The 23,990-nt window shown below is 69.4% G+C and carries 21 protein-coding genes; 14 read left to right on the top strand and 7 right to left on the bottom strand.

The genetic code is table 11. The annotated features are described in order from the left end of the window. Nucleotides 1-5: 5 nt before the first annotated feature. Together ULB03_RS21420 and ULB03_RS21415 are read right to left on the bottom strand one after the other, a co-directional pair. The gene (locus tag ULB03_RS21420; RefSeq protein ID WP_322485101.1) at nt 6-902 is read right to left on the bottom strand and encodes a hypothetical protein; all 897 of its coding nucleotides are present in this window, start codon (nt 900-902) and stop codon (nt 6-8) included. Between the two features lie 81 nt (nt 903-983). Next, entirely contained in the window at nt 984-1,922 is a 939-nt protein-coding gene (locus ULB03_RS21415; protein WP_322485100.1) for a GlxA family transcriptional regulator, read from the bottom strand. A 139-nt stretch (nt 1,923-2,061) separates the two neighbouring features. Between ULB03_RS21415 and ULB03_RS21410 the strand changes: the two genes are divergently transcribed. Continuing rightward, nucleotides 2,062-2,880 carry an SDR family NAD(P)-dependent oxidoreductase gene (locus ULB03_RS21410; RefSeq protein WP_322485099.1) on the top strand — a complete coding sequence of 273 codons (819 nt, stop codon included), beginning with the start codon at nt 2,062-2,064 and terminating at the stop codon, nt 2,878-2,880. Nucleotides 2,881-3,023: 143 nt separating this feature from the next. Next, nucleotides 3,024-3,413 (top strand): SEL1-like repeat protein, encoded by a 390-nt coding sequence (locus tag ULB03_RS21405; RefSeq protein WP_322485098.1) that lies wholly within the window; start codon nt 3,024-3,026, stop codon nt 3,411-3,413. Nucleotides 3,414-3,420: 7 nt separating this feature from the next. On the opposite strand, the gene ULB03_RS21400 is transcribed toward ULB03_RS21405, so the two are convergent. Both ULB03_RS21400 and ULB03_RS21395 read right to left on the bottom strand, forming a co-directional pair. Then, the gene (locus ULB03_RS21400; protein ID WP_322485097.1) at nt 3,421-5,874 is read right to left on the bottom strand and encodes a penicillin-binding protein 1A; all 2,454 of its coding nucleotides are present in this window, start codon (nt 5,872-5,874) and stop codon (nt 3,421-3,423) included. 162 nt (nt 5,875-6,036) lie between these two features. After that, nucleotides 6,037-7,437: an N-acetylmuramoyl-L-alanine amidase gene (locus ULB03_RS21395; RefSeq protein WP_322485096.1), complete on the bottom strand. Its 1,401-nt coding sequence runs from the start codon at nt 7,435-7,437 to the stop codon at nt 6,037-6,039. A 678-nt stretch (nt 7,438-8,115) separates the two neighbouring features. Here ULB03_RS21395 and ULB03_RS21390 point away from each other — a divergent pair. The 9 genes from ULB03_RS21390 (at nt 8,116) to ULB03_RS21350 (ending at nt 18,493) form a co-directional block, all read left to right on the top strand. Further along, complete coding sequence (locus ULB03_RS21390; protein WP_322485095.1) at nt 8,116-11,334, top strand: Rne/Rng family ribonuclease; 3,219 nt, start codon at nt 8,116-8,118, stop codon at nt 11,332-11,334. Between the two features lie 226 nt (nt 11,335-11,560). Beyond that, nucleotides 11,561-12,220, top strand: coding sequence for a bifunctional nicotinamidase/pyrazinamidase (gene pncA, locus ULB03_RS21385; RefSeq protein WP_322485094.1), 660 nt, complete (start codon nt 11,561-11,563; stop codon nt 12,218-12,220). A gap of 208 nt (nt 12,221-12,428) precedes the next feature. Beyond that, nucleotides 12,429-13,142 (top strand): glycosyltransferase family 2 protein, encoded by a 714-nt coding sequence (locus ULB03_RS21380; RefSeq protein WP_246130102.1) that lies wholly within the window; start codon nt 12,429-12,431, stop codon nt 13,140-13,142. Nucleotides 13,143-13,146: 4 nt separating this feature from the next. Further along, nucleotides 13,147-13,482, top strand: coding sequence for a lipid-A-disaccharide synthase N-terminal domain-containing protein (locus ULB03_RS21375; protein ID WP_145729386.1), 336 nt, complete (start codon nt 13,147-13,149; stop codon nt 13,480-13,482). Between the two features lie 15 nt (nt 13,483-13,497). Further along, entirely contained in the window at nt 13,498-15,270 is a 1,773-nt protein-coding gene (locus ULB03_RS21370) for an ArnT family glycosyltransferase (protein WP_322485093.1), read from the top strand. Continuing rightward, complete coding sequence (locus ULB03_RS21365; protein ID WP_322485092.1) at nt 15,267-15,935, top strand: phosphatase PAP2 family protein; 669 nt, start codon at nt 15,267-15,269, stop codon at nt 15,933-15,935. The genes ULB03_RS21370 and ULB03_RS21365 overlap by 4 nt, the downstream gene beginning before the upstream one ends. Nucleotides 15,936-15,972: 37 nt before the next feature. Next, nucleotides 15,973-16,440 (top strand): RidA family protein, encoded by a 468-nt coding sequence (locus tag ULB03_RS21360; RefSeq protein WP_322485091.1) that lies wholly within the window; start codon nt 15,973-15,975, stop codon nt 16,438-16,440. Between the two features lie 92 nt (nt 16,441-16,532). Beyond that, on the top strand, nt 16,533-17,756 hold the full coding sequence (locus tag ULB03_RS21355; RefSeq protein WP_322485090.1) for a GNAT family N-acetyltransferase: 1,224 nt from the start codon (nt 16,533-16,535) through the stop codon (nt 17,754-17,756). Continuing rightward, nucleotides 17,753-18,493 (top strand): alpha/beta fold hydrolase, encoded by a 741-nt coding sequence (locus ULB03_RS21350; protein WP_322485089.1) that lies wholly within the window; start codon nt 17,753-17,755, stop codon nt 18,491-18,493. The genes ULB03_RS21355 and ULB03_RS21350 overlap by 4 nt, the downstream gene beginning before the upstream one ends. 4 nt (nt 18,494-18,497) lie before the next feature. Here the strand turns inward: ULB03_RS21350 and ULB03_RS21345 are convergent, their stop codons facing one another. The 3 genes from ULB03_RS21345 to ULB03_RS21335 form a co-directional block, all read right to left on the bottom strand. Continuing rightward, nucleotides 18,498-19,268, bottom strand: coding sequence for a sulfite exporter TauE/SafE family protein (locus tag ULB03_RS21345; RefSeq protein ID WP_322485088.1), 771 nt, complete (start codon nt 19,266-19,268; stop codon nt 18,498-18,500). Nucleotides 19,269-19,377: 109 nt separating this feature from the next. Next, complete coding sequence (locus tag ULB03_RS21340; RefSeq protein WP_322485087.1) at nt 19,378-20,601, bottom strand: cyclopropane-fatty-acyl-phospholipid synthase family protein; 1,224 nt, start codon at nt 20,599-20,601, stop codon at nt 19,378-19,380. A 13-nt stretch (nt 20,602-20,614) separates the two neighbouring features. Continuing rightward, a complete protein-coding gene (locus tag ULB03_RS21335) occupies nt 20,615-21,493 on the bottom strand; it encodes a DUF1365 domain-containing protein (RefSeq protein WP_322485086.1) in 879 nt (292 codons plus the stop codon). 307 nt (nt 21,494-21,800) lie between these two features. Between ULB03_RS21335 and ULB03_RS21330 the strand changes: the two genes are divergently transcribed. Genes ULB03_RS21330 through ULB03_RS21320 form a run of 3 tightly spaced genes read left to right on the top strand, consistent with a single transcriptional unit; the run spans nt 21,801 to nt 23,986 of the window. Next, nucleotides 21,801-22,427: a sigma-70 family RNA polymerase sigma factor gene (locus ULB03_RS21330; RefSeq protein WP_322485085.1), complete on the top strand. Its 627-nt coding sequence runs from the start codon at nt 21,801-21,803 to the stop codon at nt 22,425-22,427. 8 nt (nt 22,428-22,435) lie between these two features. Beyond that, nucleotides 22,436-23,101, top strand: a complete 666-nt coding sequence (locus tag ULB03_RS21325; RefSeq protein ID WP_322485084.1) for a ChrR family anti-sigma-E factor — start codon at nt 22,436-22,438, stop codon at nt 23,099-23,101. 3 nt (nt 23,102-23,104) lie between these two features. After that, nucleotides 23,105-23,986 (top strand): DUF1295 domain-containing protein, encoded by an 882-nt coding sequence (locus ULB03_RS21320; RefSeq protein WP_322485083.1) that lies wholly within the window; start codon nt 23,105-23,107, stop codon nt 23,984-23,986. Nucleotides 23,987-23,990: the final 4 nt, after the last annotated feature.

Here is a 23,990-nt window from a genome sequence, read left to right as displayed (position 1 = left end):
GCCGATTAGAACGAGACGCGGCCGGTGAAAATCCAGGCGTGATCCAAGGTTGGCGTCAGCGCCGGTTCACGTTGCAACGTGGGCGACACCGCGAACTGGTAACCGAAGCCGAAATTGGCCTTGGAATGGCCCCCCAGCGGGAAGCGGCCGAAGATGATGCCGGGGGTCAGCAGCACCTGGTTCTTGCCGTCGCGCAGGCCGCCGGACCAATAGGTGTCGTTGACCTCCAGCTCCGGCCAGAAATAGTCGTCGACGTGGTATTGAAAGGTGACGTTGGTCGCCACCGCCCGGCCGATGGTGACCTCATGCGCCATGGGCAAGGCGACGCCCACGGTGCCCTGGATGTCGAATTGGCCGAAGCCCTTGCCGGCGGCCAGGGTGGGCGTGACCAGCCAGGCGTTGTTGGTGAAGGCCTTGATGCCGGTGGGCGCCTGGAAGCCCAGAAAGGCTGTGACGATGTAATCCCCGCCCCAAAGGCGTTGAGGGTCCGCCGTGGCGGACAGCAGGCGCTGCTTCACCATGAGCACGGGATCGTCGCCGAAGCCCTGGACCGGCTTGATATTGGACCGCACCTGATAAGGCGGGATGTTCAGCACCACCTCGGTGGTCGCGGTTGGAATCAGTTCCAGGCCCTTGCCGCCGCCGTAATTGCGGACCATGGCGCCGGTGCCCTGGTACTGGTTCAACTGGTCGAAGCGGAATTCCTGTTCCAGCCGCGGGGTCACGGTGACCAGCGGCGTCACCCAGCCGGGCTGGCTGGACTGGGCTTGGTCCACCCGGGCGTACCAATTGTTGAAATAGTCGCTGATGACGTCGGTGGTCTGGGCGCAAGCCGTGCCTGCCAGCGCGCCAAAGGCAAGCACGCTTGACACCACGGCGCCTAAAGTGGCGGGGCGGATCATGATGAGGGTCCTTATAGGGCTTCGTTGTATTTCACCGTATATATCGGCCCCCCGCACCCCTCCGATTAAAATCGATTTTAATCAGGCGCTGAGCCGCGCGGTCCGCTGGAACGCCTGGGGCGGCTGGCCGAAGGCGCGCAGGAAGGCGCGGCGCATGCGCTCGCGGTCGCCAAAGCCGGTTTCGCGCACGATGATCTCGATGGGGTGGCGCCCCTCCTCCATCAGCGCCCGCGCCGCCTCCAGACGCAGGTTCTCCACCGCCTTGGCGGGCGATTGGCCGGTTTCGGCGTGGAAGGCGCGGCTGAACTGCCGGGGGCTGAGATGCGCCACCTCGGCCAACCGCTCCACCGACAGATCCTCTTTCAGGTTCTCACGGGCATAGCGCACCACCGTCTGGATGCGGTCCGACCGGGGCTCCAGTTCCAGCAGGGCGGAGAACTGGGACTGCCCGCCCGGGCGGCGGTGATACACCACCATCTTGCGCGCCACGGCGCGGGAGATGTCGGCGCCCAAATCCTCCTCCACCAGGGCCAGCGCCAGGTCGATGCCGGCGGTCATGCCGGCCGATGTCCAGATGGGGCCGTCCTGGATGAAGATGCGATCCTCCTCCATGCGCAGGGTGGGAAACTCCCGTTGCAGAGCGCGGGCGACCAGCCAGTGCGTCGTGACCCGCCGCCCCTCCAACAGGCCGGCGCGCGCCAGGACGGCGGCGCCCGTGCATATGCTGGCCGTGCGGCGAGCGGCGCGGGCCGCCCCGCGCACGAACACCGCCAGGCTGGCGGGCACCACCGCCAAGTCCAGGGCGCCAGCGACCATGAGCGTGTCATAGCTAAGGTCCCCCGGCGGCTGGGCCTGGACCGCCACGCCGGAGGAACTGGTCACCATGCCCCCCAGCTCCGACACCAGATGGACATCATAGACCGGCCGGCCGGCGATGATGTTCGCCACCTCGAACACCGTGACGACCACCAAATCCAGGATCTGGAAACCGGGGAAGACGACGACACCGACACGCCGCATGGGGCTCTCCAGGGATGGACGGACAGCAGTATGTCCTGAAAAGTGGCATCAATGACATTCGTGACAAGACCCTGCGCCGGTATCTTTCCCCTGTCAACGCCGGCGGCCCGCCGGTGTCCAAGCGAAAGGAAACCGGATCATGAGCAGCATTTCCACCAAAGGCACCGCCCCCAAAGGCACCGCCGTCGTCACCGGCGCCTCCTCCGGCATCGGCGCCATCTATGCCGACCGCCTGGCCCGCCGTGGCTATGACCTGATCCTGGTGGCGCGCAACGCTGGCCGCCTTCAGGAACGCGCCCAGCGCCTGGCGGCGGAAACCGGCCGCACGGTGGAAGTGCTGGCCGCCGACCTGACCAAGGCCAGCGACCTGCGCACGGTGGAGGCCCGCCTGCGCGAGGACGCCCGCATCACCGCCCTGGTGAACAATGCCGGCGTCGGCGCCACGGCGCCGCTGCTGGACACGGATGTGGACGCCATGGAGGCCATGATCCAGCTGAATGTCACCGCCCTGACCCGCCTGACCTACGCCGCCGTGCCTGGGTTGGTGAAGCGCGGCGGCGGCCTGGTGATCAACATCGCTTCCATCGCCGGCATCGCGCCGGAAATCCTGAATGGCACCTACGGCGGCACCAAGGCCTTTGTCGTCGCCTTCACCCAGTCGCTGCACCATGAATTGGCGGGCAAGGGCCTGCGTGCCCAGGCCGTGCTGCCCGGTGCCACGCGGACGGAGTTCTGGGGCGTGGCCGGCGTGCCGGTGGAGCACCTGCCGCAGGAGATCGTGATGCCGGCGGAGGAGATGGTGGACGCCGCGCTGGCGGGCCTGGACCAGGGGGAACTGATCACCATCCCGGCCCTGCCCGACCTGGCCGACTGGCAGGCCTATGAGGATGCCCGCCAGAAGCTGAAGCCCAACCTGTCGCACAGCGAGGCCGCCGCCCGCCTGAAGCCGGCCGCGTAAACCAGCGCCTGAACCGGAACGGGCCGCCCCATCGCCGGGGCGGCCCGTTTGTTTTCACGCAACCCCATGGTCGGGTAGCCGAAGATCAACTAGAAGATAATCCTTGTCCAGAGAGCCCACATTCACGGCTTCACGGAAAGATTATGAGCTTCACCCCGCAAATAACAGACGCTCTCGAGCCCATCATTCGGCTGGTCAATGAGGATCGCCAGAAGGGCCTGGAACGTCTGACCAGAATGGCCGAAGGCGGTGACCGGTCAGCCATCGTGTTCTTGGGTTTGTATCTGTCGGAAGAAACAACGACATCCGATGCGGCCATGAAATGGCTGCTTCTGGCCAATGACTTCGGCAGCCCCGACGCGGCCTGGAACATCGCCATGATCGCCCGTGAACGGGGGGATGAGCATGAAATGAAGCGATGGATCGACCGTGCGGCCGAACTGGGGGAACCCGACGCCCGAATCATCCAGGGCAACGGCTATAATGTAGCCTCCGTGATCGCCGGCGTCCGGGATGGGGACATCAGCGCCTGAGGCACACTTAATAAACAGTCCCCGTCCCGGTTCCCATCTGCGTGCCCTGCTGCTGCGCCGCTGGCGTCGCCTGCACCCAGACGCTGCCGCCGTCGCCGCCGTCCAGCACGCCTTCGCCGCCTTTGGGTTCGGTGCCGGGAATGAAGGCTTCCCAGATGGCCTTGCGGTCGCCGGGTTCGGCCAGGCGGCCGGTCTCGGGGTTCACGCGCACCAGACGCACGCCGGGCGGCACGCGGAAGGGCAGCGAGGGCTTGTCGGCCAGCGCCGTCGCCATGAACTCCCTGAAAATGGGCACGGCGACCGAGGCGCCCGTCTCATGGTCGCCCAGGGAGCGCGGCTGGTCGTAGCCGGTGAAGACGCCGAACACCAGGTCGGGGGAGAAGCCGACGAACCAGGCGTCCTGACTGTCGTTGGTGGTGCCGGTCTTGCCCGCCAGGGTCTTGCCCAGCACGCGCAGCGACGCCGCCGTGCCGCGATCGACCACGCCCTGCAGGATGTTGACGATCTGGTAGACGGTGCGGGGGTCCTCGATCTGCTCGCGCGTGTCGGGCACATCCGGCACAGCGCCCACGTCGGCGGTGGGGGCGACGGACCCGGGCGTGAGTTGGCAGCCCTCGCAGGCCCGCTGGTCGTGGCGGTAGATGGTCTTGCCGCTGGCGTCCTGCACGCGGTCGACGAAGGTGGGGGTGATGCGCTTGCCGCCGTTGTCCAGCATGGCGTAGGCGGTGGTCAGCTTCAGCACCGTGGTCTCGCCGGCGCCCAGCGCCATGGACAGTTCCGGCGCCAGATGGTCACTGATGCCGAACAGCTTGGCCTCGTTCACCACCGCCGGCATGCCGATGTTCTGCGCCAGGCGCACGGTCATGACGTTGCGCGATTTCTCGATGCCCACGCGCAGCGGCGTGGGGCCGTAGAACTGGTCGGTGTAGTTGCTGGGCCGCCACTTCTCCTGCCCCGGCCCTTGTTCCAGGGAGAAAGGCGCGTCCAGCACCAGGCTGGAGGGGGTGAAGCCCCGGTCCAGCGCCGCCAGGTAGACGAAGGGCTTGAAGGCGGAGCCGGGCTGACGGTTGGCCTGGGTGGCGCGGTTGAAGGCGCTGATGCGGGCGCTGAAGCCGCCGCTCATGGCCAGCACGCGGCCGGTGCGCGGGTCCATAGCCACGACGGCGCCTTGCAGCTCGGGAATCTGCCGCAGGGCGTAAACGCCGGGGATGGGCGCCGGCTCTTCCGCCTTCTGGCCCTTCGACGCGGGCTTGGCCTCCGACATCGCGGCATCGACCATGATGAGGTCGCCGGGCGTCAGCGCGGTGGCGCGCTTGGCCCAGCGCACGTCGGCCGGCTGCAGCTTGCCCTGGCTGCCGTCCTTCAGGCCAATGGCGGCCTCTTCCCCGTCGGCCTTCAGCACCACGGCCAACTGCCAGCGTTCGCCACCGGCCGGCAGGGTCGCCTTGGCCAACTGGTCCTGCCAGTTGGCCGGACCGTCCAGGTGGGCCACGGGGCCGCGCCAGCCCTTGCGGCGGTCGAACGCCTCCAGCCCATGGCGCAGGGCCTCCACCGCCGCCTGCTGCAGCTTGGGATCGAGGGTGGTGCGGATGGACAGGCCGCCCTCATACAGTTTGGATTCGCCGTAGACGGACAGCAGCTCGCGCCGCACCTCCTCCACGAAGTAATCGGCGTCGACCTGGCCCTCGGCATGGCGGTCGCGGAAGGTCAGCGGCCGGGCCTGCGCCTCCTTGGCCTCGGCGGTGGTGATGTAGCCATCCTCCGCCATGCGGCCCAGCACGTAGTTGCGGCGGGCGATGGCGGCGTCGTGGAAGCGGTCGCGGTAGTAGCGGTCCGGCGCCTTGGGCAGGCTGGCCAGGAAGGCCGCCTCATCCACCGTCAGCTCATCCAGCGACTTATTGAAGTAGTTCAGCGCGGCGGCGGCCACACCGAAGGAGCGGTTGCCCAGGAAAATCTCGTTCAGGTACAGCTCAAGGATGCGGTCCTTGGACAGCGCGTCCTCGATCCGGTAGGAGAGGATGGCCTCCTTGATCTTGCGGACGTAGCTGACCTCGTTGTTCAGCAGGAACAGGCGCGTCACCTGCTGGGTGATGGTGCTGGCGCCGATGGGCCGCCGGTCCTGCCCCACCCGTTCCACGTTGGTGGCCATGGCGCGGGCGATGGCCAGCCAGTCCACGCCGCCATGCTGATAGAAGTTCTGGTCCTCGGCCGAGACGAAGGCCTGGCGCACGCGCTTGGGGATCAGGCTGATGGGCACGAACACCCGCCGCTCCGCCGCGAACTCCGCGATCATCCGGCCGTCGCCGGCCTGCACCCGCGTGGCCGTGGGCGGCTGGTAATCCACCAACTGGTGATAGTCCGGCAGGTCGGCCGCGTAATGGCGATAGCCCAGGTAGAGGCCGACACAGCCGGCCCCCGCCAGAATCAACAGCACGACCAACAGCTTGACGATAATGCGCATGGAACCGACCAACACCCGCGGGCGATAAGACCAAAAGACCGCGGCACCCTAGCAGGAAGCGCCCGCCCTGTCGCCGTCCGGCCGGCGGCGGCGCGCATGCCCCAGGCGCACGACTGCCGCCGCAAGCTATCGCGACGCGACTGTGGCTTATTTGCGGGAGGCCTACTTGCGTCCTGCGGGCCGCCGGGGGCCGAAATAGCTGTCGATGGCGCGCACCATGTCGGCGGCGAAACGCCGGCGGTGGCTGTCCGTGGTCAACAGGCGGGCGTCGGTGGGGTGGGACAGGTAGCCCATCTCCACCAGGATGGCGGGCACGTCCGGCGCCGTCAGCACGGCGAAACCGGCGGAGCGCAAGGGTGAGTTCAGCAGCGCGATGTCCCGCCCCACCGAGTCCACCACCAGGTTGGCCAGGCGCCGCGACTGGTTGCGGGTGTCGCGCTGCGCCAGGTCGATCAGGATGCTGGCCACCTGGGTGCTCTGGTCCGCCAAGTCCAGGCCGGCAATGGCGTCGGACCGGTTCTCCCGCTGGGCCAGCATGTCGGCCTCGCGGTCGGTGGCCTTGTCCGACAGGGTGTAGACCGACAGGCCCCGCACGGAACGGCCCACCACGATGTCGGCATGCAGGGAGATGAACAGGTCGGCGCCCAGCGCCCGCGCCTTGCCCGGGCGATCCCGCAGGGGGATGAAGACGTCGCTGTCGCGGGTCAGCGCCACGCGATAGCGGCCGGTGGCCTCCAGCGCGCGGGCCACCGCCCGGGCCATGGCCAGCGTGATGTCCTTCTCATAGACGCCAGTGACGGCGGTGGCGCCGGGATCGTCGCCACCATGGCCGGGGTCCAGGACGATCAGCGGCGTGCGGTCGCGCAGGGTGGGCTTGGCTCCCGGCGAAGGTGGCACAACCACCACCGGATCCGCCTTGGGCGCCGGCTGGGGCGGCAGGGCGCCGATGCGGTTGGCGGCCGGCACGACGGCGCCCCCCGCTCCCGCCGATGGCGGCAGATCGGCGCGCGGCGCGTCGGGCAGAACGGCGACGGCCGGGGTTTCCTCCGTCCGGGCGGTGGGCGGTGGCGGCGGGGCGGACGGGCCGGCGACGGCGGCCATCAGGCTGCCCAGGTCACCATGGGCCAGATCCAGCACCAGGCGGGGTGGATGGCCGTCCCGCGCCGGCAGGAAATCGGCGTTGGCCACGCGCACCGGGCCGTCGGTTTCCAGCACCACCTGGGCGGAGCCGGTCAGGCTGTTGGTCATGCGGATCGCCTTGACCAGGCCTCGGCCGGCGCCAGGCAGCGCTGCCTGCCAGTTCACGGCCGGCAGGTCGATCACCACCTGCGTCGGGCTGACGGACGTGGTGACGCGGTAGTCGGTGCGGGCGCTCATCTCCAGCACGAACCGGGTCTGGTCCCCTTGCAGGCCCAGCCGCACGGCCAGGACGGCGCTGCGGTTGGGCGCGGAGGGCATGCGCAACGACTGCGCCTGCGCGACATCCAGGCCGCCCAGGGTCCCCAGGCTGCCGGCTGCCGCCGAGGGGGCGGCCCAGGGCGAAATCAGGGAGAGCCCAGCCACAATCGCCGCGCCCACCAGGGCGCCCGCGAGGGGTGCGCGCCGCCTCCCCCGATATGCCAAGAACAGATGATGTCGACGCCCAAAGGCGGACAAGACAGGTTCCCCCCGAACGAGACGAGACGGGCCTTACCAATGGGCCTTATACCGCCGACGAATCAATCGCTTCAAGCATGATCATGAGATTCTGGCTAAGAAACGGCGGGCGCGCGGCGGCGGCGGGGCGGCCCCACCCCGCCCCGCCCGTCCGAACAAGGCCGGGTCGCCATCAGCCCCCGAGCCCGCCCGTGATTCTTTCATTGTAGTATGGGCCACCCCGTGTTTATCTTGAATTCGCGACAACCAGTATCCTGGCCTGCCCCTCCCCGGGGTAGGGGCGTCGCCCCCGGGTCTCGTGCCGCAGCCAGCCAAGTCCGCTGCGATGCGATCCGTGGGTGTGACGCTTGATGGGATGCTCGGTCCTGTGAAACCACGAAGCCGGCGCCGGCCCCCTTGATAAGGATTGGGGTTGGCGCCAGGTCCGTGTCGCCCGCCCCCCGCTGGCCGCTTCCTGGAAGCGCCGTTTCGGGGTGTTCTTCGCTCGGCGGCGATGGGGACCCAACGCTTCGGCACTAAACGGTGGCACACCGGTGGGCCCGTCCGTCGTGCGGGCATGCCGTCCCTGTGCCATGAGGATAAAAAATGGCCAAGCGTATGCTTGTCGACGCCACGCATCCGGAGCAGACCCGGGTCGTCGTCGTCAACGGTAACAAGCTCGATGAGCTTGATTTCGAAATCGCCAGCCGGAAGCAGCTGAAGGGCAATATCTATCTTGCCAAGGTGATCCGGGTGGAGCCGTCGTTGCAGGCGGCCTTCGTGGAGTACGGCGGCAACCGCCACGGCTTCCTCGCCTTCTCTGAAATCCATCCCGACTACTACCGCATCCCGGTCGCCGACCGCGAGGCCCTGCTGCGCGAGCAGGAGGAACTGGAGCGGGAGCGCGAGGCGCTGGAGCACGAGGAGGAGGAGGCCCTGCACGCGGCGGAGCATCCGCCCCTGCTGGAAGCCGGCGCCTCCGCCGTCAGCTATGACGACGCCCAGGCCAAACCCGCCGCCGCTTATGAGGCGGTCGCGGACGAGGTGGGCGCCCATGAGACGGTGGCCACCGACCTGGTGGTGCCGGAGGGGCACCCCGAAGACGCCTATGTGCCGCCGGCGCAGCCGCTGACCATCGAGCAGCCCTACATCACCGAGGAACTGTCCGCCGAGCACGCCGCCAGCGGCGACGCCGATGGCGAGACGGCGGAATACGTCGAGGGTGACGGCGAGGACGACGACACCGACGGCGATGCCGAGGGTGATGAGGGCGGCGATGGTGAGAGCGCCGACGCCGATGGCGAAACCGGTGAAGGCGACGCGAGCCGCCAGGCCGCCGACCGCCGCCGTCATCGTGGCCGCCGCGGCCGCCGCGGCCGGGAGCGGGGCGACCGCAACGGCGACCGCGCGCCCCAGGAAAACGGCCATGGCGAGGCCGCGCACGCCGAGGACGAGGGCGAGGAGCGCCGCCGCCCCCGCTCGCTGCGGTCCTACAAGATCCAGGAAGTCATCCGCCGCCGGCAGATCCTGCTGGTGCAGGTGACGAAGGAAGAGCGCGGCACCAAGGGTGCCGCCCTGACCACCTATCTGTCGCTGCCCGGCCGCTACTGCGTGCTGATGCCCAACACCCCCCGGGGCGGCGGCATTTCCCGCAAGATCACCAACCCGCAGGACCGCAAGCGCCTGAAGGAGTTGCTGGAGGAGCTGGACATTCCGAAAGGCATGGCCGTCATCCTGCGCACCGCGGGCATGGAACGGTCCAAGCAGGAGATCAAGCGCGACCTCGAGTACCTGATGCGTCTGTGGGACAATATCCGCGAGCAGACCATGCAGGCGGTGGCGCCGGCGCTGATTTATGAGGAAGCGAATCTCATCAAGCGGTCCATCCGCGACCTGTACGCCAGCGACATCGACGAAGTGCATGTGGAAGGTGCTGCGGGCTACCGCACCGCCAAGGACTTCATGCGCATGCTGATGCCCAGCCACGCCAAGAAGATCCAGCCCTACACGGACGACATTCCGCTGTTCCACCGCTTCCAGGTGGAAAACCAGATCGACGCCATGTTCAACCCGGTGGTGCAGTTGCGCTCCGGCGGGTACATCGTCATCAACCAGACGGAAGCCCTGGTCGCCATCGACGTGAACTCCGGCCGCTCCACCAAGGAGCGGAACATCGAGGAGACGGCGGTGCGCACCAACCTGGAGGCCGCCGAGGAGGTGGCCCGCCAGCTGCGCCTGCGCGACCTGGCCGGCCTGATCGTCATCGACTTCATCGACATGGAGGACGGCCGCAACAACGCCGCGGTCGAGAAGCGCCTGAAGGAGGCCATGAAGGCCGACCGGGCGCGCATCCAGCTGGGCCGCATCTCGCCCTTCGGCCTGATGGAGCTGTCGCGCCAGCGGCTGCGCCCCAGCCTGCAGGAAATCAACTTCGAGCGTTGCCCGCACTGCGAGGGCACCGGCATGGTGCGGTCGCTGGAAAGCGCGGCCCTGGCCGTGCTGCGGGCCATCGAGGATGAGGGCATCCGCCGCCGGTCCACCGAAATCACGGTGACGGCCGCCAGCTCGGTCACCCTGTACATCCTTAACCAGAAGCGCGACGCCCTGACGGCCATCGAGCGCCGCTATGGCCTGCGCGTCTTCCTGTCGACCGACGACAGCCTGGTGCCGCCGGACCACCGTCTGGAGCGCATCCGCGCCCGCACGGCCGCCGACGACCAGCCCGCTGCCGCCGTCAGTGCCGAGCGCATCTACGCCGAAACCGACCGCGCCCTGGAAAAGGCCGATGAGGTGGAGGAAGAGGTCGCCGAGGAAGAGGTCGAGGAAACCACGGCCGAGAACGGCCATGGCGAAGGCAACGGCCAGGACCGCCGCCGCCGCCGCCGCCGCCGCCGTGGCGGTGGGCATGAGCGGGGCGAAGGCGCGCCGCAGGCCGCCGACGCGGCCGAGGACGAACAGCCCGCCGAGGCCGGCGTCGCCGGTGAAGCCATCGACCCCGCCGCTGGCGAGGATGCCGATGGCGAGGGTGCTGACGGCGAAGGTGCCGGGGGCCTGGAAACCGCCGATGGCGATGACGCCAATGGCGAGCGCAAGAAGCGCCGTCGCGGCAAGCGCGGCGGTCGCCGTCGCGGCCGCCATGGTGCCGAGGGTGAAGGCGCCGAGGGTGACGTCACGGGAAGTGATGCCGCCGAGGGTGAGGATGGTGACGTCGTCGCGGCCGAGGGTGCCGAAGGCGATGCCGTGACCGCCGACGCCGCCGTTCCGGTGCCCGCCACCGAGCCGGTGGTGGAAGCCCCGGCCGAGGTGGTGGCCGCCCCGGTGGCCGAGCCCGCCCCGGTCGACGCCGCCCCGGCCGCCGAGCCGGTCGCGGAAGAGGCCCCGGCCAAGCCCAAGCGCGCCACCCGCAGCCGCAAGAAGGCCGCCCCCGCCGCCGAAGAGGCTACTGCCGAGGCCCCCCTGGCCGTGACCGACGCGCCGGCGGCGGAAGCCCCGGTGGCCGAGGCCGCGCCGGTCGTCGAAGAGGCCCCGGCCAAGCCCAAGCGCGCCACCCGCAGCCGCAAGAAGGCCGCCCCCGCCGCCGAAGTCCCTGCTGAAGAAGCTACTGCCGAAGCCCCGCTGGCCGTGACCGACACGCCGGTTGCCGAGGCGGTGGTAACGGAACCGGCGGTGACGGAACCGGCGGTGACGGAACCGGTAGCGGCGGAGCCGGCGACCGACGTGGTGCCCACGGCTGATGAAGCCGCCCCCACGGTGCATCCATCGGTGGAGCTGAATCCGCCGGTGGAACAGCCGAAAAAGGGTTGGTGGAGCCGCGTGCTGAAATAAGTCCTTCTGGCCCTAGGCCCCTTCGGACAGAGGGCCTAGGGCCATAATCCTAAAAGAATCAGCCCTCCTGAACTGCGGTTTGGGAGGGCTTTTTCATGTACGATGTGTTTCAGATGAATGAATTCCCCGTGTGAAGGCGGCGGTGCCTTTGGGCGCGGAGTCGCTGGAAACCATCACGCGTGCCTCCCGCCGCCGCAGGAGCCGCCCCGAACGCCAGGCAGTCCGAATGCGCACCGATACCGACGCCTTGATCCTGATCGACATCCAGAACGATTTTTGTCCCGGCGGGGCCCTTGCCGTCGCGGACGGCGACGCGGTGGTGGGCCCGGCCAATGAGCTGGCGGCCCATTTCGCCACCGTGATCCTGACGCAGGACTGGCACCCGGCCGGCCACCGTTCCTTCGCCAGCGCCCATGCTGGCCATCGCCCGTTCGACATGGTGCAGATGCCCTATGGGCCGCAGATGCTGTGGCCGGACCACTGCGTCCAGGGGACGCAGGGCGCGGCCTTCCATCCCGGGCTGGCCCCGGCGGTGGACAAGGCGCAGCTGGTGGTGCGCAAGGGCTTCCGCCCGCATATCGACAGCTATTCCGCCTTTTTCGAGAATGACCGGGTGACGCCGACCGGCCTGGCCGGCGCCCTGCGTGAACGCGGGGTGCAGCGGATCTACCTGGCGGGGCTGGCCACGGACTATTGCGTCGCCTACTCCGCCACCGATGCCGCCCGCCTGGGCTTCGAGGCGCTGATCGTGGAGGACGCCTGCCGGGCCATCGACCTGCACGGCTCCCTCACCGCCGCGCGGCGCGACTGGACGGCGGCCGGCGTGCGCAGCGTCAGCCTGGCGGACGTGCTGGCCCTGGACGCGCCCTTGGCCTCCGTCGCCTGACACCCCCGGCGCGGCGGCGTTCGCAAAGCGGCGACCTTCAAGGCGCGCCGCCGCAAGGCACCCCTGCCCTATCCAGCACCCCGGGGCAGGCCGCCCTTGTTGACGCTGGCGGCAAACTGTAGCTTCCTGCCCCAAACATATCCCGGGCGCCTCTGCCGAGGCGGCAGCCCGGATTTTTTCGTGCCCTTCGTGCGCCGAGGTGATGGGTTTGCGCTACACCATCCTGATTTCCGTCCTGAACGAGCAGGGCAACATCCTGCCGCTCCTGGAAGAGCTGCAAGCCGTGGCGCCCTATCCCGGGGACTATGAGGTCCTGTTCGTCGACGACGGCAGCACGGACGGCACCCCGGCGGAACTGCAGCAGGCCAAGGCCAAGTATCCGTTCGTCCGGGTCCTGCGCCACGGCCAGCGCGCGGGCAAGAGCCGCGCCATCCGCAGCGGCTGCCATGCCGCCAAGACCGACTGGATCATGATGGTCGATGGCGACATGCAGAACGACCCCCGCGACATCGCGCCCATGCTGGCGGCGGTGGAGCGGGATCCGGAGGTGAAGGTGGTATGCGGCATCCGCCGTCGCCGCGACGACACCCTGGCCAAGAAGATCACCTCGCGCCTGGGCAATGGCATCCGCCGGTCCCTGCTGCGCGACGGCTGCCCCGACACCGGCTGCGGCTTCAAGCTGGTGCACCGCGCCGCCATGCTGGAACTCCCGCAGTTCGACGCCATCCACCGCTTCATCCCCACCGTGGCGACCTACAGCGGCTGGAAGATGGCCAACGTGCCCATCAACGACCGCAAGCGCCACGCCGGCCGGTCCAAGTACACCAACATCGGCCGCGCCTTCGTCGGCTTCTTCGACCTCTTGGGCATGCTGTGGATGCTGCGGCGGAACACCATGCCCGGCACCGTGCGGGAGGTTTGAGGCCATGGTGTGGGAGCATATCGCCCAGTTCCTGGCGCACTGGTGGCAGGAGGCGCTGGGCAAGAACGGCTGGATCGCGGCCTTCGGCCTGTTCGGCCAGGCGATGTTCATGTCGCGATTCATCGTGCAGTGGATTTCCAGCGAGCGCGCCGGCCGCAGCGTCGTGCCCGTGACCTTCTGGTATTTCAGCCTGGCGGGTGGCGCCCTGGTGCTGCTGTACGGCCTGCTGAAGCCGGACCTGGTCATCATCGCCGGCCAGATGCCGGGCCTGGTGGTCTACGCCCGCAATCTGCACCTGATCCATAAGCACAAGCGCGCCGAAGCCGCCGCCGCGACCTGACGGGACGCCCCCTTTATGACCGATATCTTCCGCCCCGCCGTCCTGCGCCCCGCGCACTACGTCATCCTGGCGCTGCTGGCCCTGGCCACCTTCCTGCCGGGCTTCACCACCATTCCGCCCTTCGACCGGGATGAGAGCCGCTTCGCCCAGGCGACCCGGCAGATGCTGGAAACGCACGACTTCGTCTCCATCCGTTTCCAGGACGAGGCGCGCAACAAGAAGCCCGTGGGCATCCATTGGCTGCAGAGCGCCACCGTCACGGCGGTGCAGGCCGTCACCGGCGACCATGATCCCGAAACGACGCCCATCTGGGCGTACCGCCTGCCCTCGCTCATCGGCGCCGTCGCCGCCGTGCTGCTGACCGCCTGGGCGGGACAGCTGCTGTTCGGCGCCACCGCCGGCTTCGGCGCCGGGCTGCTCATGGCCGTCAGCGTGCTGCTGGGCGTCGAGGCGCGCATGGCCAAGACCGACGCCGTGTTGCTGGCCACGGTGGTGGCGGCCATGGGCGCGCTGGGCCGCATCTATCTGGACCGGCGCAAGCCCCTGCCCCCCACCTGGGGGCTGACGTTGACCTTCTGGGTGGCGCTGGGTGTGGGCATCCTGATCAAGGGGCCGGTCATCCTGCTGCCCGTCCTGGGCAGCATCGTCACCCTGGGCTTCGCCGACCGCGACTGGTCCTGGCTGAAGGGCCTGCGCCCCCTGCCCGGCCTGGCCATCGTGCTGGCCATGGTGCTGCCCTGGGCCATCGCCATCGCCGTGGCCACCAAGGGCCAGTTCTTCGCCGACGCCATCGGGCACGAGTTCTTAGGAAAAGTGAACTCCGGCCAGGAAAAGCATGCCGGCCCGCCCGGCTATTACCTCATCACCTTCTGGCTCAGCTTCTGGCCCGGCAGCTTGCTGGTGGGCCTGGGCGCCGCCTGGGCCTGGCGCCGCCGCCATGACGACGCCGTGCGCTTCTGCCTGGCCTGGATCGTGCCCACCTGGCTGATCTTCGAGGCGGTGGCGACCAAGCTGCCCCACTACGTCCTGCCCACCTTCCCCGCCCTGGCCTTCCTGGGCATGGCGGCGCTGCTGTCGCGCATCGACGCCAAGGCGGCGGCCGGTCGGGGCAGCACCCAAGGCACGCTGGACCAAGCGACCACAGCCGGCCGCATCGGCCGCTGGGCCGTCGTGATCGTCTACCTGGTCATCACCGTGGCGCTGGCCATCCTGGGTGCCGGCGCGCCGCTGCGGCTGGAAGGCACCAACCTGCCGGCAGGCTTCGTCGCCGGCGGCCTGGCGCTGGCCACCGGCATCGCCTTCGTGGTGCTGGAGCGGATTGGCTGCCTGCAGCGGCTGACCCTGGGCGTGGCCGCGGGCGGCGCACTCAGCATGATCAGCATCCTGGGCCTGGTCATGCCCAGCCTGAAGGCCATGTGGCTGAGCCCCGCCATCGCCCAGGCCGTGGCGGACCACCGCCTGTGCCCGACCAGCGTCCTGGCGGCATCGGGGTACACCGAGCCCAGCATGGTGTTCCTGGTGGGCACCAAGACCAAGCTGGGTGAGCCGGACATGGTGGCCAACCATCTGGCCGACGATCCCGGCTGCGGCCTGGCCCTGGTGCGGGACAAGGAGGAACCAGCCTTCGCCGCCCAATTGGCCGCGCGCGGCCTGTCGCCGGAACTGGTCAAGCATTTCCGCGGCTTCAACTACTCCCGCGGCAACTGGGCCAACCTGGCCCTGTACCGCGCCGGCGCGCCGGTCAACGCGCCGGCTGCCGAGCCGGCACCGGCGACGCCCCAGCCGTGAGGCGCGCGGTCCTGACCCGGGGCCTGATCTGGGGCAGCGTCCTGGTGCTGGAGGCCGTGCTCATGCTGTGGGTGGACCGGCCCTTCGCCCTATGGGCGGCGCAGCTGCCGCATTGGGTCACGGCCACCAGCCATCATCTGACGCGGTTGGGTGACAGCTTGTACAGCCTGGTGCCCCTGGGCCTGGCGATCCTGGCGCTGACCACGGCGCGCGCCCAGGCGGAAGGGACCCAACGGGAGCGGCTGGGCCGTTGGCTGGGGGCCGTGGCCTTCGTCTTCCTGGCCGTGGCCCTGTCCGGCCTGGCGGTGGATGCGGTGAAGGCGGCGGTGGGCCGGCCCCGGCCCATCCTGTTCCTGAGCGAGGGCGCCGTCTGGCCCCAGCCCTTCCACATGGGCTTCCGCTATTATTCCTTCCCCTCCGGCCACGCCGACACCCTGGTGGCGCTGGCTCTGTCGATCGGCACCCTGTGGCCCCGCCACCGGCTGGCGCTGGTGGGGCTGGCCTTGGCCCTGGCCACCACGCGGCTGTGGGTGGGCGCGCACTATCCGTCCGACGTGGTGGCGGGGGCGGCCGTGGCGATGCTGACCACCCGCCCCTTGCGCGATCTCTTCATACGCCGTGGCTGGTTGCCGGCGCCCAATGGCGCTATGGTCCCCGGCCGATAGCAGTTTCAATCCCAACGATCCCATCATGGAGGAAGACATGGCCGGCCGTATCGACGCCCGTCTGAAAGAACTCGCCATCGAGCTGCCGACCCCGGCCATCCCGGTGGCGGCCTACGTCCCGGCCGTGCGCACGGGCAACACCCTGTTCCTGTCCGGCCAGATTCCGTTCTGGAACGGGGAGCTGCGCTGCGTCGGCAAGCTGGGCGACAATTTCACGGTGGAACAGGGCGCCGAAGCCGCCCGCCTGTGCGCCCTGAACCTGATCGCCCAGGCCAAGGCCGCCCTGGAGGGCGACCTGGACCGCGTGGTGCGGGTGGTCAAGCTGGTGGGCTTCGTCAATTCCACCGGTGACTTCACCGACCAGCCCAAGGTCATCAACGGCGCCTCCGAGACCTTCGTGCAGGTGTTCGGCGATGCCGGCCGCCACGCCCGCTCCGCCGTCAGCGCCGCCGCCCTGCCGCTGGGCGTCGCCGTCGAGGTCGAGGCCATCCTGGAAGTGGCCTGAGCCTCTTCATCTTTTGCACGCCGCCCGCTCTTGTTAAATGTCGTTCGGCACCCGACTATTAGCCTGGGTGCCGAACGGACCGGGATAGCGTGATGGCGGACGGAAGCAGCGACTGGACGGCGGGTCTCAAGGTGGCCGTGGCCCCGCGCATTGGCGCGCTGGAAGCGGCGGACTGGGATCGCGTGGCGGCCAGCGACGCCTACCCCGGCCATCCCTTCACCCGCCATGCCTTCCTGCGCATCCTGGAGGACAGCGGCTCCGTCGGACGCAAGGCCGGCTGGCTGCCGCAGCACCTGACAGTGCGCGACGCCCAAGGCCGCCTGGTGGGGGCGGCGCCGATGTACCTGAAGTCCCATTCCTATGGCGAGTACGTCTTCGACCAAGGCTGGGCCAGCGCCTATGAGCGCGTGGGCGGGTCGTATTATCCCAAGCTTCAAGTCTCCATTCCCTTCACGCCCGCGACCGGGCCCCGCCTGCTGGTCGACACCCGGTGCCCGGACCCGGAGGGCGTGCGGCGGCTGATGGTGGCGGCACTGCGCAGTGCCGCGGTGGACAACAAGCTGTCGTCCGTCCACGTCACCTTCCCCGCGGCGGAGGATCGCGCGGCCCTGATGGAGGGCGGCTGGCTGGACCGCCACGGCGTGCAATACCACTGGGAGAACAGGGGCTACCGCGACTTCACCGACTTCCTGGGCGCCTTCAGCAGCCGCAAGCGCAAGGCGGTGCGCAAGGAACGCCAGGCGGTGGCCGACAGCGGGGTGGAGGTGCTGACCCTGACGGGGGACGCCCTGACCGAGGAACACTGGGACGCTTTTTTCAGCCTGTACAACGCCACCAGCGACCGTAAATGGGGCTGGGCCTATCTGACGGAAGACTTCTTCCACCAGTTGGGGGCGGAGATGGCGGACAGCGTCGTGCTGGTCATGGCCCGTGACCCCGCCCGCCCGGACGACAAGGGCCGCCCCACCTGGGTGGGGGGTGCCCTGAACCTGATGGGCGACGACACGCTGTACGGCCGCAACTGGGGCTCCGCCGGCGACTACCCCTTCCTTCATTTCGAGGCCTGCTACTACCGCGCCATCGAGTTCGCCATTGAGCGCGGCCTGAAGCGGGTGGAAGCCGGGGCGCAGGGCGAACACAAGGTGCAGCGCGGCTACCTGCCGGTCACCACCCACAGCGCCCACTACATCGCCGACCCCGGCCTGCGCCGCGCCGTGGCCGATTTCGTGGAGCGGGAGCGCGCAGGTGTCGCCGCCGACATCGAAACGCTGATGGCGGAAAGCCCCTATCGCCAGGGCGACGGCGGGACCGAATGAATAGCGTCCACCGGCTGACCGTCGGCGCCCATGGCCTGAGCGTCCTGGCCGCCGGCCCGGACCCGGTGGACCAGGCGGCCCGTCCCATCATCATGGTTCACGGCACGCCGGGCAGCGCCGGCGGCTGGCGCTGGTTCCTGGGCCACGGCCCGCAGGGGGTGTCGCTGCTGGCGCCAGACCGGCCGGGCTTTGGCCACAGCGCCCCGCGGGAAGCCTTGATCGGCCTGAAGGCCCAGGCCGGACGGCTGGCGCCGCTGCTGGCGCTGAACCCCGCCAACCCGCCGGCCATCCTGGTGGGCCATTCCATGGGCGGCCCCGTGGTGGCGCGCTTGGCGCTGGACCAGCCGGAGCGGGTGGCCGCCCTGGTGCTGGTGGCGACTTCTTTCGATCCGGACCTGGAGCACCAGCATCCCTTGCAGCCCTGGGCGGACCGGGAACCCTGGCGCCGGCTGCTGCCCCGGCCGCTGCGCAACGCCAACCGGGAATTGTTGACCATCGTGCCGGAACTTCACGCCCTGGCGCGCGACCTGGGCCAGCTGCGCTGCCCCGTGGTCATCCTGCACGGCACGGCGGACCGGGAATCGCCCTACGGCAATGTCGCCTATCTACAGCGCCACCTGACCCAGGCGACGGTGGAGGTGCGCACGCTGGAGGGGGCCGGCCATTTCCTGCCCTGGACCCGCCGCCACGATGTGATGGCGGCCATCGAACGCGCCCGGACGCTCTGTACCGTCTAGCGGCTCAGAACGGGCTGCGGTCGAGGACGCCAAAAGCCAGGCTGAGCAGCAAGGCCGCGTTCAGCAGCATCAGCGGCGGGGTGACCCAGGCGGCGACGCCGCTGAATTGCCGTCCCACCGCCCGGCCGGCCACCGCCACGGTCATCAGGCTGGGGGCCGTGCCCACGGCGAAGGCCGCCAGCACCAGCGCGCCGCCGCCGGCGGAACCGCTGCTGACCGCCGCCGCCAGCGCCGCATAGACCATGCCGCAGGGGATGAAGCCCAGCAGCACACCGAGAAGATAGCCGTTGAGGCCGCGCGGGTCGGCGAACAGCCGGCGCAGCGGCCGGGCCAGCGCCGCCGTCAGGCGCGCCGCCCCCGCCGTCCCCAGGCTGAAGCGCCCGGCCGGCACCAAGCGTACCAGGCGGGGCGCCACCCGGCCAAGCCCGGCCAGGCCCTGGCGCAGGAACAGCAGGGCCGCGATCCCCAGAAACACCGCCAGCAGCCAACGATATTCCGTCGCCCGCACGACAAGGCCGGATAAGCCGCCGGCGACGGCGCCCAAGGCGGCGTAGGTGGTCATGCGGCCCAGGTGATAGGGCAACAGCAAGGCACCGGCGGGGCGTGTCAGCGCCGGGCCCGCCGCCTCCCCCGCGCCCACCTGCGCCAGCACGAAGGGGCCGCACATGCCGACGCAATGGCCGAAGCCGCCCGTCAGGCCGGCCATGAACACGGCGGCCATCAGGGCGGGCAAGCTCAACGGCGCTGACTGCAGCATGGACAGGTGGTCGTGCATGGGACGATGTCCGGATCAGGATTTGCCTCAGCCATAAACCATGTGCCGGCCGCACCGCTTGATCCGGATCAGTCCTTTTCACTTTTCTCCAGGGACGGTTCGTCCCAACTCAGGCCGCCGGCACCAGGCGGTACAGGCCGACATCGATCACGCCGGCGCGGAAACCCGCCTCGCAGTACGCCAGGTAGTAGTCCCACAGCCGGCGGAAATGGGGCGGGAAGCCCATGGCGTGGATATCCGTCCAGGCGGCGTGGAAGCGCTGGCGCCATTCCGCCAGCGTGCGCGCGTAGCTGTCGCCGAACGTCTCCGCCCCCTCCAGGCGCAGGCCGGCGGCCTCGGCCTCCCGCACCAGGCGCGAGGGCGACGGCAGCATGCCGCCGGGGAAGACGTGGCGCTGGATGAAGTCGACCTCGCGGCGGTAGTGCTCGAAGCGGGATTCGTCGATGGTGATGACCTGCAGCACGGCGACACCCTGATCGGACAGGCGCCGGCGCAGCGTCTGGAAATAGACGGGCCAGTAGCGCTCGCCCACCGCCTCCAGCATCTCGATGGAGACGATGCGGTCATAGGTGCCGGTGACGTCGCGGTAATCCTGCAGACGCAGGTCGGCCCTGACCTCCAGGCCGGCCTTGGCCAGCCGGTCCTGGGCCACGGCCAGTTGCGACGGCGACAGCGTCAGGCCGGTGACATGGCAGCCCGCACGCGCGATCCGCTCCGCCAGGCCGCCCCAGCCGCAGCCGATCTCCAGCACCTGTTCCCGGCCGCTGAGGCCCAGAAGCTGCACGATACGGTCCAGCTTGACGTCCTGCGCCGCCTCCAGCGTCTGGTCGGCGGCGGTGTACAGGGCGGAGGAATAGGCCATGCCCCGGTCCAGCCAGCGGGCGTAGAAATCATTGCCCAGATCATAGTGGGCCATGATGTTGCGGCGGCTGCCCTTGCGCGTGTTGGCGCGGCCACGATGCACCAGAGTCTTGACCATGCGGGCCAGGGGCGTGCCGGCGAAGGCGCCATCCAGCCGGCTGATGTTGCGCGCCGCCAGTTCCAGCAGCGCCGGCAGGTCGGGGCTGGACCAATCGCCATCGGCATAGGCCTCGGCGAAGGCCACGTCCCCGCCAAACGCCAGGCGCCGCACAGCCCGCCAGCGGTGGATCTCCAGCACGCCGTCCGGCCCGGGATGGGCGGCCTGGCGCGTCAGGCGGGTGCCGTCGGGCAGTTGCACCGTGATCCGTCCAGCCGACACACGGGCCATGACGCGCGACAGCAAATGAGCCGCCAGCCGCCGCAAAGGCTGCGCCGAGGTCGGGGATTTGGAAGAGAGATCCAAGGTAGACATGGGCGGAGAGGTCCTACAGGCCGGAGTCAGCGGGAGAAACGATGGTGACAGGCTGGGACGGCGCCGGCGGGCTGGGACGGAAGCCGACACCCTTCAGCCACAGCTTGAGAGCCTGCCAGTGGATGGCGGCCATCACCTTGAGGGTAAGCAGAGGGTGCGCCGCCCAGGCGGACAGGATGGCGGCATCGTCCAACGCCTGGCGCCGGCCGGTGAACCAGGCGGACAGGATGGGGACAGATGGGCCATCGCCCCGATCCTCCCGGCCCCGGCGCACCTGAATGGCGACGCTCAAGCTGTCCGCGGGGGGCGCGATGCGGAAGTCGTACCGCGCATCCATGTCCATGAAGGGGGAGACATGCAGGCGCTTGGCGCAGCGCTGGCGCACCAGGCCCCCGGCCCCGGCATCGACGGGGATGACATAGCTATGGCGCAGCCCGAAGGTGTTGTTCACCTCATGCACCAGGGCGCACAGCGATCCGTCGCGGCGGTGACAGAAATAGATGCTGAGGGGGTTGAAGACATAGCCCAGCACCCGGGGCATGCACCACAGCCGGATGGGCCCGCCGTCATAACCGGCATCCGCCTCCGCCAGCAGGCGCGCCACCTGGGCGCCCAAGGGCTGGCCCGACCCATCGCCGTGGTCGGCGTCATGGAAGGACAGGAGGTTGAAGCGGTTGTACGAAAACAGGCGCAGCCGCTGGTGCAGAACCGGCAGTTCATCCAGGTCGAGCACCATGGACCAGACGCGATACCGTAAGTAATGATGGCGCGGCCAGGTACGGCGGTGCGCCACCACCCCCCGGTAGAGGGCGCTGTGGATGGCCGGCAGGCGGGACGCGGTGTCCCCGTCCTGCCCCCTGTTCCCATCGCTGGCCCGCATCGCCCCCGTCATCCGACCCATCCCTCCCGCACGTCCGGCAGTTCATCTTTGCCATTTCTATACGCGCCACGGGGAATAGCGGATCAGTTGATAAAGGACTGATCCGAACCGGCCGTGGTTCGTATAGAGTGGCATGCATGACGCTCGCACCCTTCGCAACTCCTTCCCGCGCCGCCGGCCGTCAGCCGGCCGACCGGGCACGCCTTGGACTTTGCCCCCAAATGGTGTGCCCCCGAATGGTGTGCCCCCAAATGGCCGGCCGGCAGATGGCAGGCCCGGTGATGGGCGCCCTGTGGACGGACGCGCCGGAGACATCCGCTTGACCGGCGGTGGCGACATGGGCTTGCCGGAGGCAGGCTCAGCTGCGTCCCCGCCCGCCGCCACTGTGGTGCTGGAGGATGTGCATGCGCGGCACCTGCAGGCCATCGCCACCCAGGGCGACCGCGCCGCCTACGCCGCCCTGTTCCGACACTACGCGCCGCGCATTAAAAGTTACTTGATGACCACGGGCCTGCCGGCGATGGAGGCGGAGGAGCTGGCCCAGGAGGCCATGCTCACCATCTGGCGCAAGGCGGCCATTTTCGACCCGGCCCGCGCCCGAGCCGCCACCTGGATCTTCACCATCGCCCGAAACCTGCGCATCGATGCCGCCCGCCGCAGCCGCGCGGCGGACGCGGCGCTGGCCCAGGAAAGCCTGACCCCGGCCGAGCCGGAACAGGCGGACGAGGTGCTGTCCGCGTTGCAGATCGCCGACCGCCTGCGGGCCACCCTGGCCACCCTGCCGCCGGATCAATTGGCGGTCGTGAGACTTTCTTTCTTCGAAGATGCGCCCCACCCCGATATCGCCCGCCGCCTGGGCATCCCCCTTGGGACTGTCAAATCGCGCCTACGGCTGGCCATGGCCCGCCTGCGCGGGCTGATTGATCCGGTGGGGGTCAAGCCATGATCACCGCCATGAGCAAACCACCGTCCATTCCCCTCCCCACCCATCACCCCGATGCGGACCTGCTGATGCGGTACGCGGCCGGTACACTGCCCGGCGGCCCCGCCTTGGTGGTGGCCACGCACCTGGACTTCTGCCCCGTGTGCCGCCGCCAGGTTCACGCATGGGATGCGGTCGGTGGCGCGCTGCTGAACAGCCAGCGGCCGGAGTCCTTGGCCGAAGATGCGCTGGAACGGGCGCTGGCCCGGCTGGATGCGCCACTTCCGGCGGCCAGGGCGCGCCCCAAGACGGAGCCGAAAGCCGACATGGCGCTGCCACCCGCCTTGCGCCAGCGCGCGCTGGGCCCCTGGCGCTTCGTCGCCCCGGGCATCCGGGGTCGCGCCGTGCGGATGGATCCCGCTGAGGACTACAAGGTCATGCTTTTCCGCGTGGGTGCCGGCATGGCCATCCCCACCCACGGCCATCGCGGGATGGAATACACCTGCGTCATCGATGGCGCTTTCAGCGACGCCTTCGGCCGCTTCGCCTCCGGCGACATGGCGGCGGTGGACGCGGCCGACGAACATCAGCCCCTGGCCGATCCGGACAGCGACTGCCTGTGCCTGATCGCCGTGCGCGGCCGGCTGCGCATCCACAGCCTGCTGGGCCGCTTGGTTCAGCCCCTGGTGGGACTTTAACCGGTGACACCACTGGCGCTGCTGCTGGCCATCGCGCTAGGCCAATGCGCCCTCATGGCGCTCGCCTGGGCGGTCCAGCGGCTGACGCGACAGTCGGGGTGGGTGGACGCCACCTGGTCCTTCACCGTGGGTGGGGGCGGTCTATGCGCCGCCCTGATCCCTGTGGGCGACGCCGCGTTGGGCGCCCTGCCGACCAGCGCCCGGCAAGTTCTGGTCGCCACGCTGGTCGGGTTATGGTCGGCCCGCCTGGCCGGCCACATCGCCCTGCGCACCCGGGGCGCCGGTGACGATCCGCGCTACGCCGAACTGATGCGGACCTGGGGAGCGAAAGCGTCCTCCCGCCTGTTCTGGTTCCTGCAAAGCCAGGCGGTGGCGGCGGCGCTGCTGGCCGTTACGGTCTATATCGCGGCGCGCAACCCGGCTCCCGGCCTTGGCGTGCTGGACGTGATGGGGACCCTGGTCTTGCTGGCGGGGATCGCCGGCGAGGGGATCGCCGACGCCCAGTTGACCCGTTTCCGCCACCGCGCGCCCATCCACGCCCCCAATGCCCACGGCCGTATTTGCGATGTCGGGCTGTGGCGGTGGTCGCGTCATCCGAATTATTTCTTCGAATGGCTGATCTGGCTGGCCTATCCCTGCTTCGCCCTGGCGCCATCCGCCGACGGACCCTGGGCCTGGGGCTGGCTGGCGTTCATCGGGCCGGCCATGATGTATGGCCTGCTGGTCCACGTCTCCGGCATTCCCCCGCTGGAGGCGCACATGGCCCGATCGCGCGGTGCCGCCTTCGCCGCCTATTGCCGGCGCACCAGCGCCTTTTTTCCCTGCCCCCGCGCCGGGTGGACACGGATTAGCCCCTTGACCATCCATCGGCGCTCTGTCCAATAGCGGG

This window comes from Nitrospirillum goiasense (genome assembly GCF_034427435.1).
GTDB lineage: Bacteria > Pseudomonadota > Alphaproteobacteria > Azospirillales > Azospirillaceae > Nitrospirillum.
The sequence above is the reverse complement of the archived record's forward strand: the minus strand, read 5'-3'. Positions and strand labels throughout refer to the sequence as shown.

Coding starts and splice junctions, on each gene's coding strand:
- ULB03_RS21360 (WP_322485091.1), top strand. CDS start 15,973: ATGGCCGGCCGTATCGACGCCCGTCTGAAAGAACTCGCCATCGAGCTG.
- pncA (WP_322485094.1), top strand. CDS start 11,561: ATGCGCACCGATACCGACGCCTTGATCCTGATCGACATCCAGAACGAT.
- ULB03_RS21355 (WP_322485090.1), top strand. CDS start 16,533: ATGGCGGACGGAAGCAGCGACTGGACGGCGGGTCTCAAGGTGGCCGTG.
- ULB03_RS21340 (WP_322485087.1), bottom strand. CDS start 20,601: ATGTCTACCTTGGATCTCTCTTCCAAATCCCCGACCTCGGCGCAGCCT.
- ULB03_RS21410 (WP_322485099.1), top strand. CDS start 2,062: ATGAGCAGCATTTCCACCAAAGGCACCGCCCCCAAAGGCACCGCCGTC.
- ULB03_RS21375 (WP_145729386.1), top strand. CDS start 13,147: ATGGTGTGGGAGCATATCGCCCAGTTCCTGGCGCACTGGTGGCAGGAG.
- ULB03_RS21415 (WP_322485100.1), bottom strand. CDS start 1,922: ATGCGGCGTGTCGGTGTCGTCGTCTTCCCCGGTTTCCAGATCCTGGAT.
- ULB03_RS21350 (WP_322485089.1), top strand. CDS start 17,753: ATGAATAGCGTCCACCGGCTGACCGTCGGCGCCCATGGCCTGAGCGTC.
- ULB03_RS21370 (WP_322485093.1), top strand. CDS start 13,498: ATGACCGATATCTTCCGCCCCGCCGTCCTGCGCCCCGCGCACTACGTC.
- ULB03_RS21405 (WP_322485098.1), top strand. CDS start 3,024: ATGAGCTTCACCCCGCAAATAACAGACGCTCTCGAGCCCATCATTCGG.
- ULB03_RS21325 (WP_322485084.1), top strand. CDS start 22,436: ATGAGCAAACCACCGTCCATTCCCCTCCCCACCCATCACCCCGATGCG.
- ULB03_RS21400 (WP_322485097.1), bottom strand. CDS start 5,874: ATGCGCATTATCGTCAAGCTGTTGGTCGTGCTGTTGATTCTGGCGGGG.
- ULB03_RS21390 (WP_322485095.1), top strand. CDS start 8,116: ATGGCCAAGCGTATGCTTGTCGACGCCACGCATCCGGAGCAGACCCGG.
- ULB03_RS21335 (WP_322485086.1), bottom strand. CDS start 21,493: ATGACGGGGGCGATGCGGGCCAGCGATGGGAACAGGGGGCAGGACGGG.
- ULB03_RS21420 (WP_322485101.1), bottom strand. CDS start 902: ATGATCCGCCCCGCCACTTTAGGCGCCGTGGTGTCAAGCGTGCTTGCC.
- ULB03_RS21345 (WP_322485088.1), bottom strand. CDS start 19,268: ATGCACGACCACCTGTCCATGCTGCAGTCAGCGCCGTTGAGCTTGCCC.